This window comes from Paraburkholderia agricolaris, from assembly GCF_009455635.1.
Lineage (GTDB): Bacteria > Pseudomonadota > Gammaproteobacteria > Burkholderiales > Burkholderiaceae > Paraburkholderia > Paraburkholderia agricolaris.
Genome location: NZ_QPER01000002.1, coordinates 2,313,294 through 2,330,064 on the forward strand (window position 1 = coordinate 2,313,294; position 16,771 = coordinate 2,330,064).

Below are 16,771 nucleotides of genomic sequence, written 5' to 3' on the forward strand. Positions count from 1 at the left end.
CGCGTCGTCACGTGGGGGTTGGGAACGGGAATCAAGCGCCCCCTGCGCTCACGACGACCAGCATCTTGTACTGTTTTTTCCGGGGGTGCGTAAACGCAGAAACCCCACCTTGATGGGGCGGGGTTTCTGTTGCTGCTAGGGAGCCTGACGATTACCTACTTTCACACGGGAATCCGCACTATCATCGGCGTGGAGTCGTTTCACGGTCCTGTTCGGGATGGGAAGGGGTGGGACCGACTCGCTATGGTCATCAGGCATGACTTGTTGTCGTGTCGCCCTGGGGGGCGGCACAACCAATCTGGAAGAAGTAGTTTCTGGTGATGCTCACCAGAGGGAGATTCGGGGTTGTGTTGTTTCTGGCACAACACTGATCTCAACCTGTGTGTGGTCTGCATAAGACCCTGCGCGTGGCGCAGGGTGGGGCATCCATAAGTGCTGAAGCACTCACGGCTGCCGACACACACCTGTTATAGGATCAAGCCTTACGGGCAATTAGTATCAGTTAGCTTAACGCATTACTGCGCTTCCACACCTGACCTATCAACGTCCTGGTCTTGAACGACCCTTCAAGGGGCTCGAAGCCCCGGGGATATCTCATCTTAAGGCGAGTTTCCCGCTTAGATGCTTTCAGCGGTTATCTCTTCCGAACATAGCTACCCGGCGATGCCACTGGCGTGACAACCGGTACACCAGAGGTTCGTCCACTCCGGTCCTCTCGTACTAGGAGCAGCCCCCTTCAAATATCCAGCGCCCACGGCAGATAGGGACCAAACTGTCTCACGACGTTTTAAACCCAGCTCACGTACCTCTTTAAATGGCGAACAGCCATACCCTTGGGACCGGCTACAGCCCCAGGATGAGATGAGCCGACATCGAGGTGCCAAACACCGCCGTCGATATGAACTCTTGGGCGGTATCAGCCTGTTATCCCCAGAGTACCTTTTATCCGTTGAGCGATGGCCCTTCCATACAGAACCACCGGATCACTATGACCTGCTTTCGCACCTGCTCGACTTGTCGGTCTCGCAGTTAAGCACGCTTATGCCATTGCACTATCAGCACGATTTCCGACCGTACCTAGCGTACCTTCGTACTCCTCCGTTACACTTTGGGAGGAGACCGCCCCAGTCAAACTGCCTACCATGCACTGTCCCCAGTCCGGATAACGGACCAAGGTTAGAACCTCAAACAAACCAGGGTGGTATTTCAAGGACGGCTCCACGCAGACTGGCGTCCACGCTTCATAGCCTCCCACCTATCCTACACAGATCGGTTCAAAGTCCAATGCAAAGCTACAGTAAAGGTTCATGGGGTCTTTCCGTCTAGCCGCGGGGAGATTGCATCATCACAAACACTTCAACTTCGCTGAGTCTCGGGAGGAGACAGTGTGGCCATCGTTACGCCATTCGTGCAGGTCGGAACTTACCCGACAAGGAATTTCGCTACCTTAGGACCGTTATAGTTACGGCCGCCGTTTACCGGGACTTCAATCAAGAGCTTGCACCCCATCATTTAATCTTCCGGCACCGGGCAGGCGTCACACCCTATACGTCCACTTTCGTGTTTGCAGAGTGCTGTGTTTTTATTAAACAGTCGCAGCCACCAGTTTATTGCAACCCCTTCACCCTCCTGGCGCAGGCCAGTCAGGCTACAGGGGCGTACCTTATCCCGAAGTTACGGTACCAATTTGCCGAGTTCCTTCTCCCGAGTTCTCTCAAGCGCCTTAGAATACTCATCTCGCCCACCTGTGTCGGTTTGCGGTACGGTCTTGTTAAACTGAAGCTTAGAGGCTTTTCTTGGAACCACTTCCGATTGCTTCTTCACCTAGGTGAATGGCCTCGCACCCTTGAATTCCGCGCCCGGATTTGCCTAAGCGCCTTCTCCAATGCAAGGACCGGGACTTCCAACACCCGGACAACCTTCCGCGATCCGTCCCCCCATCGCATTTAACAATGGTGCAGGAATATTAACCTGCTTCCCATCAGCTACGCATTTCTGCCTCGCCTTAGGGGCCGACTCACCCTACGCCGATGAACGTTGCGTAGGAAACCTTGGGCTTACGGCGAGGGGGCCTTTCACCCCCTTTATCGCTACTCATGTCAGCATTCGCACTTCCGATACCTCCAGCGCACTTTTCAATGCACCTTCGCAGGCTTACGGAACGCTCTCCTACCATGCACATAAATGTGCATCCGCAGCTTCGGTATATTGCTTAGCCCCGTTACATCTTCCGCGCAGGACGACTCGATCAGTGAGCTATTACGCTTTCTTTAAAGGATGGCTGCTTCTAAGCCAACCTCCTGACTGTTTTAGCCTTCCCACTTCGTTTCCCACTTAGCAATATTTGGGGACCTTAGCTGGCGGTCTGGGTTGTTTCCCTCTTGACACCGGACGTTAGCACCCGATGTCTGTCTCCCGTGATTGCACTCTTCGGTATTCGGAGTTTGCTATGGCGTAGTAATCCGCAATGGACCCCACAACCATGACAGTGCTCTACCCCCGAAGGTGATACACGAGGCACTACCTAAATAGTTTTCGGAGAGAACCAGCTATTTCCAGGTTTGTTTAGCCTTTCACCCCTATCCACAGCTCATCCCCTAACTTTTCAACGTTAGTGGGTTCGGACCTCCAGTACGTGTTACCGCACCTTCATCCTGGCCATGGATAGATCACCTGGTTTCGGGTCTACACCCAGCGACTGAATCGCCCTGTTCGGACTCGCTTTCGCTACGCCTGCCCTAATCGGTTAAGCTTGCCACTGAATGTAAGTCGCTGACCCATTATACAAAAGGTACGCCGTCACCCCTCGCGAGGCTCCGACTGTTTGTATGCATGCGGTTTCAGGATCTATTTCACTCCCCTCCCGGGGTTCTTTTCGCCTTTCCCTCACGGTACTGGTTCACTATCGGTCGATCACGAGTATTTAGCCTTGGAGGATGGTCCCCCCATCTTCAGACAGGATTTCACGTGTCCCGCCCTACTTTCCGTACACCTAGTTCTTCCTCGCTGTTTTCGTCTACAGGGCTATCACCTGCTATGGCAGCACTTTCCAGAGCCTTCGACTAACAATGAAGATAAAGAGTACAGGCTGGTCCCATTTCGCTCGCCACTACTCTGGGAATCTCGGTTGATTTCTTTTCCTGCGGTTACTTAGATGTTTCAGTTCACCGCGTTCGCTTCTCGTAACCTATGTATTCAGTTACGGATGACCCATACGGGCCGGGTTTCCCCATTCGGACATCTACGGATCAAAGCTCGTTTGCCAGCTCCCCGTAGCTTTTCGCAGGCTACCGCGTCCTTCATCGCCTGTGATCGCCAAGGCATCCACCACATGCACTTGTTCGCTTGACCCTATAACGGGTGTGTCTCTGTCGACCCAGAGTTAGCGCTTTAGCGCTTACTCTGGTCCCATCCCCGAAGGGGACAGGGACATTCACAGGGAATGCCTGGACCTCAGTCACATCGTTACAGGTTGAGTATTCGTGTTGCGCCGTATTCCAAAGCAATCTTTCGATCACCTTTTCATACATTGATACAATCACAACCCTGATTCACCTACTCACATGCCCATCTCTAGACACGCTTTCGTGAATCTCTTTACTACTTCTTCCTGATTGTTAAAGAACGACAGCCGATATCGCAGTTGCTATAACCGCGTATCACTCTGACTGGCTCAATCGCCAATGCCTGTTTCACTACACCGCAAACCCCTTTCAAGGTTTGCCGCAGTAAAACCGGCATTGAAGATTGGTGGAGGATGACGGGATCGAACCGACGACCCCCTGCTTGCAAAGCAGGTGCTCTCCCAGCTGAGCTAATCCCCCAGTCATGCACAGACCATCATCACACCTCGGGGTTCATCGACTAGCGCAGCCATCGCAGACAAGACAATGGTGGGTCTGGATGGATTCGAACCATCGACCCCCGCCTTATCAAGACGGTGCTCTAACCGACTGAGCTACAGACCCCTCAGTCTGTCTGACTTACTGTCTAATTTCACAGCCGATAAGCGTGAGCGCTCAACGTTCGACACGTTAGCTCGAGAAAGGAGGTGATCCAGCCGCACCTTCCGATACGGCTACCTTGTTACGACTTCACCCCAGTCATGAATCCTACCGTGGTGACCGTCCTCCTTGCGGTTAGACTAGCCACTTCTGGTAAAACCCACTCCCATGGTGTGACGGGCGGTGTGTACAAGACCCGGGAACGTATTCACCGCGGCATGCTGATCCGCGATTACTAGCGATTCCAGCTTCACGCACTCGAGTTGCAGAGTGCGATCCGGACTACGATCGGTTTTCTGGGATTGGCTCCCCCTCGCGGGTTGGCGACCCTCTGTTCCGACCATTGTATGACGTGTGAAGCCCTACCCATAAGGGCCATGAGGACTTGACGTCATCCCCACCTTCCTCCGGTTTGTCACCGGCAGTCTCCCTAGAGTGCTCTTGCGTAGCAACTAGGGACAAGGGTTGCGCTCGTTGCGGGACTTAACCCAACATCTCACGACACGAGCTGACGACAGCCATGCAGCACCTGTGTTATGGCTCCCTTTCGGGCACTCCCACCTCTCAGCAGGATTCCATACATGTCAAGGGTAGGTAAGGTTTTTCGCGTTGCATCGAATTAATCCACATCATCCACCGCTTGTGCGGGTCCCCGTCAATTCCTTTGAGTTTTAATCTTGCGACCGTACTCCCCAGGCGGTCAACTTCACGCGTTAGCTACGTTACCAAGTCAATGAAGACCCGACAACTAGTTGACATCGTTTAGGGCGTGGACTACCAGGGTATCTAATCCTGTTTGCTCCCCACGCTTTCGTGCATGAGCGTCAGTATTGGCCCAGGGGGCTGCCTTCGCCATCGGTATTCCTCCACATCTCTACGCATTTCACTGCTACACGTGGAATTCTACCCCCCTCTGCCATACTCTAGCCCGCCAGTCACAAATGCAGTTCCCAGGTTAAGCCCGGGGATTTCACATCTGTCTTAGCGGACCGCCTGCGCACGCTTTACGCCCAGTAATTCCGATTAACGCTTGCACCCTACGTATTACCGCGGCTGCTGGCACGTAGTTAGCCGGTGCTTATTCTTCCGGTACCGTCATCCGCCCCGGGTATTAACCAGAGCGTTTTCTTTCCGGACAAAAGTGCTTTACAACCCGAAGGCCTTCTTCACACACGCGGCATTGCTGGATCAGGGTTGCCCCCATTGTCCAAAATTCCCCACTGCTGCCTCCCGTAGGAGTCTGGGCCGTGTCTCAGTCCCAGTGTGGCTGGTCGTCCTCTCAGACCAGCTACAGATCGTCGCCTTGGTAGGCCTTTACCCCACCAACTAGCTAATCTGCCATCGGCCGCCCCTGTAGCGAGAGGTCCTAAGATCCCCCCCTTTCCTCCGTAGAGCGTATGCGGTATTAATCCGGCTTTCGCCGGGCTATCCCCCACTACAGGACACGTTCCGATGTATTACTCACCCGTTCGCCACTCGCCACCAGGGTTGCCCCCGTGCTGCCGTTCGACTTGCATGTGTAAGGCATGCCGCCAGCGTTCAATCTGAGCCAGGATCAAACTCTTCAGTTCAAACCTGTTACTGTTTTTCGGTCTCTTTCGAAACCGGTCGCTCACTCAACGTACTGACGAATGATTAACCTGCCGGTGTGAATCCACCCCGACAGGAAAACCTTCCTTTAATACTCGTGTGAGACTTGATACTTTCGCTTCCGGCAGACCCCGAAGAGTCCACCGCGCGTCGCGCATCAAGCGCCCACACTTATCGGCTGTTAATTTTTAAAGATCAAATACGCATTCACCACCGAATCCGCACCGTGTCGCCCACCTGCTCAACCACCGGTACCGCTTCGTTCTGCGTCGCTGCATCAGCAGCAGAGAAACGAGATTATGGAGAACTTTCGCTACATCGTCAACAGGTTTTTATCACTTCCTGAACCCGTTCACGTCGCGCAAAGCCTTGCCACTACTGGCTCTCCCGCTTCCCGTGCCCCGGCGTCCGGAGCACGAAAGAGCGAGATTCTAGCGAGCCGGACCCCGCCTTGCAAGCGTTATTTTGATATGCACGAATTGCGCCGGAACTGACGCAAAAAAGAAGAATGATCGGCACAACAAGTGGCCTGCCAGGCCCACCCCAAGATCAGCCGAAAACCACCTCGTTCAGGCGGCCGCGCGCTTCTGCATCGCACGTTCGACAACACCCAGATAATGATCCAGGTCCGGCGTCGCGCGGTTCTCTTCTTTCGCGCGATCGTCCCATTTGCGCAGACGCAAGGCGTCTTGCGCATAGGGCTTCTGCAGGAACACCTCGGCCTCTTCTTTACTGAAGATTCCGCCTTGCAGTTCCAGGCTGCGCACCGAATCGGCGGAAAGCTGGCCGAAGTAAGCGTCGTCGATTGCACAGAGGCAGCGCTTGGCGTCGACGTGCAGACGGATCGGCTCCAACACCGCATCCGACAACACCGGCCGCAAGAACGGCAGCGCGAAATATTGATGCAGATCGTCGATGCCCCGCTCCGTCGGCGTTTCGCCCTGGAGATTCAGCAGATGACCGAGGTCGTGCAAAAACGCCGCGGCAACGAGTTCATCGTCAGCGCCCGCCTCCTCCGCCAACGCGCCGCTTTGCAGCGCATGTTCAAGCTGCGTCACCGGCTCGCCGCTATAGGCGAGCTTGCCGTATTGCTCGAATAACGAGCGGATGTCGTTCAGACTCAATGCCACGCTCTTACTCCCACGGTAATGAAAAGGTCTTCAGGTTGGTGAAGCTCTTGATCGCTTCCTGAACGCCTTCCTTATAGCCGAGCCCGGAATCCTTGATGCCACCGAACGGCGTCAACTCGATCCGATACCCCGGCACTTCCCACACGTTGACTGTTCCCACACGCAACTCATTGATGAAGCGTGTGATCGCGTCCTGCCGGTTCGTGCACACCCCGGACGACAATCCGAACGGCGTGCCGTTGCTGATACGAATAGCGTCGTCGAGCGTATCGAATGTGATGATCGGCGACACCGGCCCGAATGTTTCCTCGCGCACCAGTGCCATCGACGGATCGACGCCGTCCAACACCGTCGGCGAATAAAGCGCGCCGTCGCGCTGGTTGCCGATCCGCAAGCGCGCACCGGCCGCCACCGCTTCGTTCACACGCGCTTCGAACAGCTGCGCGGCGGCGACGTCGATCACGGTGCCCATCTGATTGCCTGCGTCGAACGGATCGCCGTAGCTCCATGCGCGCGTCTTCTCCACGACCAGATCCGTGAAGTCCGCCGCGATGCTCTTTTGCACCAGCATCCGCTTGACCGCGGTACACCGTTGCCCGGAGTTCTTATACGAGCCCTGCACAGCAAGCGTCGCGGCACGATCGAGATCGGCGTCTTCCAGCACGATCAGCGGATCGTTGCCGCCCAGCTCCAGTACGACGCGCCGGTAGGCCGCCTTCGAAGCGATATATTTGCCGATCGCCACACCGCCCGTGAAAGTCACGAGTTCGGCCAGAGGATGCGTGATCAGTTCGTCGGCGATTTCGCGCGGATCGCCGGTCAGCACCTGCAACATTGGCGCCGGCAAACCCGCTTCATAAAGAATGTCCGCCAGATAGAACGCCGACAAAGGCACCTTCTCCGACGGCTTGAGCAGCACCCGATTATTTGTCGCGATCGCCGGCGCGATCTTATGCGCGACCTGGTTCATCGGGTGGTTGAACGGCGTGATCGCCACGATCACGCCCGCCAGCGGCTCACGCTGCGAAAACACCCGGCGCTGCTTGCCATGCGGTGTGAGATCGCAGGAAAAACTCTGCCCATCGTCGCGCAAAGCCTCGATCGAGGCGAACTTCAACACATCGGCGACGCGGCCGATCTCGTAGCGCGAATCCTGCTTCGACAACCCCGACTCGAGCGAAATCAGATCCGAGGCTTCCTCGGTGCGCTCCCGCAGCAACACCGCGGCGCGTTCGAGAATCTGCGAGCGCTCGTAGCGGGTGAGTTTCGCCTGGTATGCGGCAGCGTATTCGAACGCCGCGCGCACGTCGTCGATGCTCGCCAACGGGACCGTACCTACCCGCGTCCCGCTAAAAGGATCGAACACGTCGAGCGTGCGCGAGCGCGTCGCGCGCTCCCCCTTGAGCCGCAGCGCTTCGGCCCGGAATGCTGGATGGTCCCGCAGCACGGCGTTCATGATGCCTCCACGTGGTTCAGGGCAACGTCGAAGATATCGAAGTTGCGCAGCCGCTTGCCCGCTTTGACGGCGGCCAGTTCCTCGACGCGGCGATTGAACAGCAGCGGCACTTCCTGCTCGGAGATCCCGCCGTGCGAGCGCAACGGCACGGTCAGTCCGGACAGATCGTGCTCGTCGCGACGCGTGCCGAGCACCACATGCCGGGTGCTGACCACGACGATGTCGCCCACGCGGTCGTTCGGCAGTTCGAAGCGCTCGCATGCGGCGCGATTGTCGAGCACTACTTCGATACCCGGTAAACCGCCGATCCGTTCGATCACCTGCGCGACGTTCACATCGTGCGGCAGGTAAATCGTCGCGAACGAACCGAGCGCGCCGTGATGCACGACATACGGATCGGTAATCGGCAAAATCACGCGCGCTTTGCCGTGCCCAAGCCAATCGTCCAGCACGTCCTGCAGATAGATCACATTCGGCTCGCCGGTCTTCGGGTCGTGCTTGGCGTTCATGCCGTGGTCGGCGGTCAGGCCGATCACCCAGCCGAGCGCATCGAGCCTCGCGAGGTAGCCGTCCATCATCGCGTAGAACGCGTTCGCGCCTTCGGTGCCCGGCGCCCATTTGTGCTGGATGTAATCGGTGGTCGACAGATACATCAGATCGAGCTTGCGGGTTTCAGCCAGCCGCACGCCGGCGGCGAAAACGAATTCGGACAGTCCCGCGCTGTACACATCAGGCACCGGCAAGCCGACCAGATCGAGCACTTCGTCGATGCCGTTTTCTTCGCGCGTCACCTTGTCGGCTTTTTCCGCTGAGAAACAGATCCCCTTCAATTGCCAGCCGAGCAAACGGCGCAGCTTGTCTTTCGCAGTGACCACGGCAACCGCCGCGCCGGCGTCAGCAGCAGCGGCCAGCAAGGTCCCCGCGCGCAGATAAGCCGGATCGTTCATCATCACTTCCGCGCCTTCGCCGCCGTTTGCGTCCGGATCCCAGAAGTAGTTGCCGCAAATACCATGCACCGAGGGCGGCACGCCGCACACGATCGACAGATTATTCGGGTTCGTGAACGACGGAATCACGCAATCGGCTTTGAAGGCCGCACCGCCTTTGAGCATCTTGCCGATGAAAGGCGCGGCACCCGCCGCGACCGCTGCTTCGAGGTAATCGTATTCGCAGCCGTCGACGCACACCACAACGGTCGGTTGCTCGGGCAGCCGGTAGCCGCGGCCATTGACTTCAATCGTACGTTCGCTTGCGTTTTCCATCATTACCTTCCATGCGTTGAGAGCACGCGTGCTCCAGTCAATTCGTTGCAGCCGGCCTCAATCGTTCGATGCCGCCAATGTCTGGACCGCGCCCAGCGGCCCCGCCGGTTCGCAGGCTTCACGCGCGCGCTGCAAGCCGCCGTTCACATGCGCATGCATCAGCGCCGCGGCCTGCCCGGCGTCGCGCGAACCCAACGCGGTCAGGATCGCGCGATGCTCGGCGAGCGAGCGCTCCATCGCGTCCGCATGCACCACCAGCGCGGCGCGGCGAAACAGGCTCAACTCGCCCACCAGCCTTCGATACGTCTCATACAGTTTGCCGTTGCCCGATGCCGCCACGATCGCGTCGTGAAACGCCACGTTGGCGCGCGCGTAGGCATCGTGATCGTGGGCATCGAGCGCCGCGCGCATCGAGTCGAGCCACTCGCGTAATCCGGCAAGCTTGCGTGCGTCGATACGCGAAGCCAGGATCCGGCACGCCGCCTCTTCGAGCACCGCACGCACCGCATAAATCTCGTCCGCTTCCGCCAGCGACACCGTCCGCACGAACACGCCGCGGTTTTTCTCGGTACGCACGAGGCCCGCCTGCTCCAGCGCGCGGAACGCCTCCCGCACCGGCCCGCGCGAGACCTGCAAACGTGTGGCCCAATCGGCTTCATTGAGTTTGTCGCCAGGCGCGAGCGCTCCTTCGATGATGTGCCGTTCGATTTCGTCACGAACCAGCGCCGTCAGCGAATGCCTGCGCACAACATCGATCGGATCGACGGCAGCAGTTTGCATATATTCGGTCATTTTGACAAATTTCACCACACCGATATGTGTTTGCGCGCCGCCGCCCGGCACGCGCACACAAACACAAGGATCAAAGGGTGCTCGTCAATCCACTCGACGGCGCGGCACACGCGCCGCAATCAGCAGCAGTGCGGCAAGCGAAACCATCAGCAGAATCAGCGACAACGCGGAGGCCGGCAGGTAGTAACCGCGCTCCACCTGCCCGACCACGACGATCGGTACCGTCGCAAAGCCCGGCGGGTACACGGTAAGCGTGGCGCCGAGTTCACCGAGAGAGAGTGCGAAGCCGAGGGCGAGACTCGCGCGGATCGCCGGCACCAGTTGCGGCAGCACGACGCGGCGCAGCACCATCGAGGGCGGCGCCCCCAGACTGGCGGCCGCTTCGCGCAGAATGGTCAGTTCCGGACGCAGCGCAGCGGCCGCGCAGCGGTAGCAGAACGGCAACACCAGCGCGAGCTGCACGAACACGACGATCGCCGCCGAGCTCGACAGGTCGAGCGGACGCTTGTGATACGCGATCAGCACGGCCAGCCCGAGCACCACACTCGGCACGCCGTTGGGCATCATCGCGATGGTGTCGACCAGCGCGCCGAGACCACGCCGGTCGCGGCCCTCGAGCGCCAGCGCCAGCCACAGCCCGAGGATCGTGCCGAGCACGGCGACGCCCATGCCGACTTCGAGACTCGTCGTCAGCGCGTCGAAGTCGCTGGAGCCGAGCCGTTCGAACCAGCGCATGCTGAGGCTGTCCGGCAGGATGGTGCCCGACCAGTGCCCGGCCACGCTCGAGAGCGCGACCACCAGCACCGGCAAGACGAACAGCCAGAAGCACAGCAACGCGGCAAAACCGAGAAACAGACCGCCGAGCATGCGCACGGGCAGACTGCGGCGCACCGGCCGCGCCTTCTTGTGCATGACCGGCAAAACGGTCGGGTCGAGTTCAACGGCCATGGCCCGCTCCTTTCACCTTGCGACGGTTGACCTGGCGGTACAACGCGTACAGGGACAAAGACATGATCAGCATCACCACCGCGCCGGCGGCGGCGGTGGGCAGATCGAGATCGACGGTCGCGGAGCTGTAGATCGCGACCGGCAGCGTGATCAGATGCGCGCTGCCGAGCACGAGCAGAATGCCGAACTCGTTCAGCGTCAGCAGAAAACACAGGATCGTGCCCGCGGCGATGCCCGGCCACGCGAGCGGCAGGATCACCTTGAACGCCACCATCCAGCCGCTTGCGCCGAGACTGCGGGCGGCTTCGATCAGACGCATGTCGAGCGTGGCAAACGAGGCCAGCGTCGGACGCACCACAAACGGCGCGTAGAAGACCACTTCCGCGAGAATCACGCCGCCCACGCCGAACAGGAAATTGAGCGGCGGCGCTTCAAGATGAAACAGCTGCTGCAAGGCGATACTGACCGAGCCCTGCGAGCCGTACAGAAAGATCAGCGTGAAGGCGACCAGAAACGACGGGAACGCGACGAACAGTTCCAGGAAACGGGTGACCATGCGCGCGCCGGGAAACGGCTTGAAGAACAGCAACGCCGCGAGGCCGATGCCGAGCAGCGATGCGAGCCCGGCACTCACAAACAGAATCCACAGCGTCGTGCCGACCACGCCGCTCGTTTCCGGATTGCTGAAAAACGTCGAGTAAGCCTGCAGGCTCAAACCGTGCGGTCCGGTGAAACTCAGCAATACCAGACGCACGAGCGGGTAGATCACCAGCGGCCCCAGCACCACGACTGCCAGGAACAGCAGGTGCCATTGCGCCGCGCGTTCGCGCCGCTTGACCGCCGCCGTGTGCGAGGCCGCGCTCGCGCTGCGGCGGGCGTCTGCAGCCGCGTTGAGCGGATTGGGGGTATCAGGGGTTGATAAGGACGACATCGTCAGCCTCATAACGCAGGGAAACACGCGCGCCCTTCTCCGGCATCATGCCTTGGCCGCGCTGCATGGTGACGAGCACCGGCTCGTTAGGTATCGCGTCCAGAACGACCGACACCGACAACACCGCGCCATACCATTCGACCGACGTAATCGCGCCGTGCAACTGCCCTTCGCCGAGCGGCGCGATACGCAGCGCTTCCGGACGCAGGCAGGCCACCCGCTCGCGCTCGTTGTAGCGCGCGTCGTCCATGGCGAATGCGACTTGCGGCGGCAGCAGATTGGCCGCGCCCAGATAACGCGCGACGAACCCGTCGTTCGGCGTGTCATACAACTGCTGCGGCGTGCCGAGTTGCGCGATGCGCCCTTCGCGCATCAGCAGCGTGCGGTCGGACAGCACCAGCGCGTCGTCCTGATCGTGCGTCACGCAGACGATCGTCAGATTCGGCAGACGCTCATGCAATGCCTTCAATTCGGAACGCACCGAGGCACGCAGATTGGCGTCGAGTGCGGAAAGCGGTTCGTCGAGCAGCAGCACGTCCGGCTCGATCACGAGCGCACGTGCCAGCGCCACACGCTGCTGCATGCCGCCCGACAATTGCGCGGGCATGTGGTGCCCGGCGTCGCCCAGTTGCACGAGTTTCAACGCGTCGGCAACCCGCCGCGCGACATCTTTGGAAGGCGTGCGGCGCGCGCGCAACCCGAAGGCCACGTTCTCGAACACCGACAGATGCGGAAACAGCGCGTAACTCTGAAACAGCAGGCCGAGATTGCGCTTATGCGGCGGCACATGCGTCAGGTCGTGACCGGCAACGGTCAAGGTACCGGACAATCCATCCGCTTCAATGAACCCGGCGATAAAGCGCAACAGCGTGGTCTTGCCGCAACCGCTGCGGCCGAGCACGGTGAGCAATTCGCCGCGCTGAATGGTCAACGACAGATCGTCGAGCACGGTGCGCGAACCGAAGCGCACGGTCAGATGGTCGATCTGCACGCCGCCCGGCGTGTTCGAACGCGCGGCGTCGAGCGCGTCCGGTGTGGCGCCGAGCGCGCCTGGGTGAGCAAGACTGGCCGTATTCACCGGGTTCATCCTCCAACTGGATTAATGCTGATACGGCGCCCCGCACGCATGCGGGAAACGCCGCCTGATTCAACAACGAACTTGTCCTGCTTACTTCGGCTTGACGACTTCGAGTTGCTTGCCCGACGAGCCGATCACGTCGCTCTTCCAGCGTGCCGTCCAGTCAGCCTTCTTCGCCATTACCTGGGTCCAGTCCACCGGGATCAGCTGCACGCCCGCGATCGCCTGCTTGACGGCTTCGCCGTTCTTGCCGGCGAGCGGCACGTCGGTGCGGCCCGGGATACCGAAGATGTCCGGCACCTTGGCTTGCACGTCGGTCGACATCAGGTAGTCGATCAGCTTCTTGCCGGCCGCCTGATTCGGGCCGTTCTTGATCAGGCCGATCGCGTACGGCAGCTGGAAGGTGGTCGGCTTGCCGCCGGCGCTGGCCGCGAGGAAGATCGGCTTGAGCGACAGACCGCCATTGGCTGCATCGTCCAGATCCATCTGCAGGTCGCCGTTGGCGAAAGCGATTTCGTTACGCGAGAGCAGCACGTCGAGGTAGCCAGTGCCCTTGGTGTGGAACTTGGCGCTCTCTTCGAGCTTCTTCAGATAATCGAACGCCTTGTCTTCACCCATCAGCGACGTGGTCAGGATGATCACGGCCATACCGTCGCCAGCCGTGGCCGGGTTCGAGTAGGCGATCTTGCCGGTGTAATCCGGGTGCAGCAGGTCGGCGAACGTCTTCGGCTGGTTCTTCGTGACGTCCGGGTTGATCGCGAACGAGAAATAGTTGTTCACGAAGGTCGCCCATGCACCGTTCGGCGCCTTGGCGATCGCCGGCACGTTCTTGTAGTTGGCGCTCTGATAAGCCTGCAGCAGGCCGGACTGGTCGGCTTGCTGGATGAACGGCGGCAACGTGACGAGCACGTCGGCCTTCGGCTGATCCTTCTCGATGGTGGCGCGGTTCACCACTTCACCGCTGCCTGCCGTGACGATGTTGACCTTCACACCTTCCTTCTTTTCGAAGGCCGGCAGCACATCCTTATAGAGGTTTTCGAGGCCGTCGGCGGTGTACAGCACCACGGCGTCCGCCGCGTGAGCCTGCATCGCCATGCCGCCGAATGCTGCCGCGGCGATCAGCGCCGGCAACAGTTTGCGTGCGAGGCCAGCCGTGGCGTGAAGGGAATTCGTCTTTGTCATGTCGCTCTCTCCGAAAGGCAAAAAACCAGACGGTCGGGATAACCCGATACCTGTTGTGATTGAACGGCGTTAGCGCCGTGCCGCTTGCGTGTTGCCCGCAGCCAGTTGTCATGCAGTTTCGTACAAATTGCAGATTGCTGACAACTTTGCTGCTTCTTCTCCAGCCTGACTTACAGCTCACCTACGACACTCGCGCTGCCTGCCATGCCTGAACGGGCACGGCAAGGATTGCAGGTTTCCATGACAACGCCATGACCATTCTGTCGAATTCCAAAAATTGACACAATTCGCCAATAATATCCAAGTCAATCTTTTTTCGTCACCCGGTCCGGGCGACGGATATCCATCTGCTGACGGAGGCTTGTGTGATTCCTGGAAACGACCCAATCCTGCTGACCCCGGGGCCACTCTGCACCTCGCCGCAAACCCGCGAGGCCATGCTGCGCGACTGGGGTTCGTGGGACGCCGCGTTCAACCGCATGACTCACAGCGTGTGCGCCGAGCTCGTGACGATCGCGCGAGGCGAAAACGACTATGTCTGCGTGCCGCTTCAAGGCAGCGGCACCTTCGCGGTCGAAGCGGCGCTCGGCACTCTGGTGCCGCGTCAAGGCTGCGTGCTGGTTCCGAACAACGGCGCGTATTGTGCCCGTCTGATCCGGATATTGCAGCGTATGGGAATTGCCTATGTCGAACTGGCGCTGCGCGAGGACGAGCCGGTCAGCGCGGCCGCCATCGAAGACGCCTTCAATCGCAATTCGCGTATCAGTCACGTCGCGCAGGTCCATCTGGAAACGAGCACCGGCTTGCTCAATCCACTCGACGATATCGCCGCGGTGTGTCAGCGGCACGGCAAAAGCCTGATCGTCGACGCCATGAGTTCGTTCGGCGCGTTGCCGATCGATTTGCGGCGCGGCGGCATCGACGCGCTGATTTCGGCAAGCGGCAAATGTCTGGAAGGCGTACCGGGGATGGGTTTCGTGATTGTGCGGCGCAGCGTACTGGAGCAGAGCGAGGGGCGCTCGCCGTCGCTCGCTCTGGATTTGCACGATCAATACGTCTATATGGAGAAGACCACGCAGTGGCGCTTCACGCCGCCCACTCACGTGGTCGCGGCTCTGCGTGAGGCACTCGACCAGTTCGTCGCGCAAGGCGGACAAGCGGCGCGCGGTGCGCGCTACCAGCAGAACTGCGCTGCACTGGTGAGCGACATGAAAGCGCTCGGCTTCGAGCCGTTTCTGAAGCCCGAGGTGCAGGCGCCGGTGATCGTCACGTTTCACGCGCCGCGCGACCCCGCGTGGAACTTTCCGGACTTTTACGCTGCGGTACGCGAGGCCGGCTACGTGCTGTATCCGGGCAAACTCACGCAAGTGGAAACGTTCCGCGTGGGTTGCATCGGCGCGATCGATGCGAATGAACTGCATAACGCAGTGGCGGCGATCGACCGTACGCTGAAACGGCTTGGGATTCGCGTGAAGTGACGTGGAATGCCATGCAGCGCCTGATGGCTGACACGCGCGCATGAGGCTTTCGCTCTCATGCCCTCAGCGTGCCCGCGATCAGGCGGCTCAGGCGATCAGGATTTCCGGCCCATGGGCGGTGATCGCCTTGCCAAGCGCCTTCTCCGGCGCCAGTTCGGTGACCAGATAACGCGCCGATTCGATGCCGTTGATGCGCACCGGCGTCACGCGCCCGAACTTCGAGTGATCGGCGACAACCACCACCGTATCGGCAGCGGCAATCATGCGGCTGCGCACTTCGGCGGCCATGCGGCTGTAGTCGGTCAGGTAGCCGTCCGGCGAAATGCCGCCCGCGCCGATAAAGGCGAAGTCGGCGTGGTACTGCGTCAACTGGTGGACCGTGTCGAGGCCGAAGGTGGCGTCTTCGATCTCCGACAGTTCGCCGCCGAGCAGCGTGATGCGGTTGTCGTTGCGACGGCCGAGCAGCAGCGCGATACGCCAGTCGTTCGTATAGACCGACAGGCGATGCCGGTCGAGCAAGGCTCGCGCCACCGCCTGCGTGGTACTGCCCGAATCGATGATCAGCGAGGCGCCGTCCGGCACGAACTCGGCCGCGCGCTCGCCGATCGCCCGCTTGGCGCCGGCATTGGCGGCTTCGCGCGTATCGAGGTCGGGCTCGCGCCGGTCGCTCGACAGCGCGCCACCGTGGGTCGTGACGAGCAGACCGCGTCCGGCCAGTGCATTCAGATCGCGGCGGATCGTCTCGCGCGACACGTTCAGTTCGCGCACCAGTTCAGCAACCGAGAGCGCGCCTGTTTTGGCGACTTGCGCCAGGATGTATTGGTGACGTTGTTCTGCGAGCATCTATTGAGGGCCGGAAGCCGGCACGCTTGGGTTTCGCCACGGGTGGAAGGCCGCCGTATTGTATTACGCGCGGCGCG

The 16,771-nt window shown here is 59.9% G+C and carries 10 protein-coding genes, 2 tRNA genes and 3 rRNA genes; 1 reads left to right on the top strand and 14 read right to left on the bottom strand.

All coding sequences use genetic code 11. The features are described 5' to 3' along the window. Positions 1-142 precede the first annotated feature (142 nt). The 13 genes from rrf to phnS all read right to left on the bottom strand — a co-directional run bounded on the left by rrf (position 143) and on the right by phnS (position 14,373). Positions 143-255 (bottom strand): 5S ribosomal RNA (gene rrf, locus GH665_RS31655). Positions 256-471: 216 nt separating this feature from the next. Next, positions 472-3,351 (bottom strand): 23S ribosomal RNA (locus tag GH665_RS31660). Between the two features lie 397 nt (positions 3,352-3,748). Further along, a tRNA-Ala gene (locus GH665_RS31665) sits at positions 3,749-3,824 on the bottom strand. 67 nt (positions 3,825-3,891) lie between these two features. Next, positions 3,892-3,968, bottom strand: a tRNA-Ile gene (locus tag GH665_RS31670). Positions 3,969-4,044: 76 nt separating this feature from the next. Further along, a 16S ribosomal RNA gene (locus GH665_RS31675) occupies positions 4,045-5,575 on the bottom strand. Together the 16S, 23S and 5S rRNA genes with 2 tRNA genes alongside form the textbook arrangement of a ribosomal RNA operon. A 588-nt stretch (positions 5,576-6,163) precedes the next feature. Further along, on the bottom strand, positions 6,164-6,724 hold the full coding sequence (locus tag GH665_RS31680; RefSeq protein WP_153141085.1) for a phosphonate degradation HD-domain oxygenase: 561 nt from the start codon (positions 6,722-6,724) through the stop codon (positions 6,164-6,166). A 4-nt stretch (positions 6,725-6,728) separates the two neighbouring features. Further along, positions 6,729-8,180, bottom strand: coding sequence for a phosphonoacetaldehyde dehydrogenase (gene phnY, locus GH665_RS31685; RefSeq protein WP_153141086.1), 1,452 nt, complete (start codon positions 8,178-8,180; stop codon positions 6,729-6,731). After that, positions 8,177-9,442: a phosphonoacetate hydrolase gene (gene phnA, locus GH665_RS31690; RefSeq protein ID WP_153142390.1), complete on the bottom strand. Its 1,266-nt coding sequence runs from the start codon at positions 9,440-9,442 to the stop codon at positions 8,177-8,179. Before phnA ends, phnY begins: the two co-directional genes overlap by 4 nt. A gap of 57 nt (positions 9,443-9,499) precedes the next feature. Next, the gene (locus GH665_RS31695; RefSeq protein WP_153141087.1) at positions 9,500-10,234 is read right to left on the bottom strand and encodes a phosphonate utilization associated transcriptional regulator; all 735 of its coding nucleotides are present in this window, start codon (positions 10,232-10,234) and stop codon (positions 9,500-9,502) included. 84 nt (positions 10,235-10,318) lie between these two features. Then, complete coding sequence (gene phnV / locus GH665_RS31700) at positions 10,319-11,182, bottom strand: 2-aminoethylphosphonate ABC transport system, membrane component PhnV (RefSeq protein ID WP_153141088.1); 864 nt, start codon at positions 11,180-11,182, stop codon at positions 10,319-10,321. Further along, positions 11,172-12,113 carry a 2-aminoethylphosphonate ABC transporter permease subunit gene (locus GH665_RS31705; RefSeq protein ID WP_046570936.1) on the bottom strand — a complete coding sequence of 314 codons (942 nt, stop codon included), beginning with the start codon at positions 12,111-12,113 and terminating at the stop codon, positions 11,172-11,174. Before GH665_RS31705 ends, phnV begins: the two co-directional genes overlap by 11 nt. Next, positions 12,091-13,191 carry a 2-aminoethylphosphonate ABC transport system ATP-binding subunit PhnT gene (gene phnT / locus GH665_RS31710; protein WP_153142391.1) on the bottom strand — a complete coding sequence of 367 codons (1,101 nt, stop codon included), beginning with the start codon at positions 13,189-13,191 and terminating at the stop codon, positions 12,091-12,093. The genes GH665_RS31705 and phnT overlap by 23 nt, the downstream gene beginning before the upstream one ends. 90 nt (positions 13,192-13,281) lie before the next feature. Then, complete coding sequence (phnS, locus tag GH665_RS31715) at positions 13,282-14,373, bottom strand: 2-aminoethylphosphonate ABC transporter substrate-binding protein (RefSeq protein ID WP_153141089.1); 1,092 nt, start codon at positions 14,371-14,373, stop codon at positions 13,282-13,284. A 368-nt stretch (positions 14,374-14,741) separates the two neighbouring features. On the opposite strand from phnS, the gene GH665_RS31720 reads away from it, so the two are divergent. After that, complete coding sequence (locus tag GH665_RS31720) at positions 14,742-15,851, top strand: 2-aminoethylphosphonate--pyruvate transaminase (RefSeq protein ID WP_153142392.1); 1,110 nt, start codon at positions 14,742-14,744, stop codon at positions 15,849-15,851. 87 nt (positions 15,852-15,938) lie between these two features. On the opposite strand, the gene GH665_RS31725 is transcribed toward GH665_RS31720, so the two are convergent. Then, positions 15,939-16,694, bottom strand: a complete 756-nt coding sequence (locus tag GH665_RS31725) for a DeoR/GlpR family DNA-binding transcription regulator (protein ID WP_153141090.1) — start codon at positions 16,692-16,694, stop codon at positions 15,939-15,941. Between the last annotated feature and the right edge of the window lie 77 nt (positions 16,695-16,771).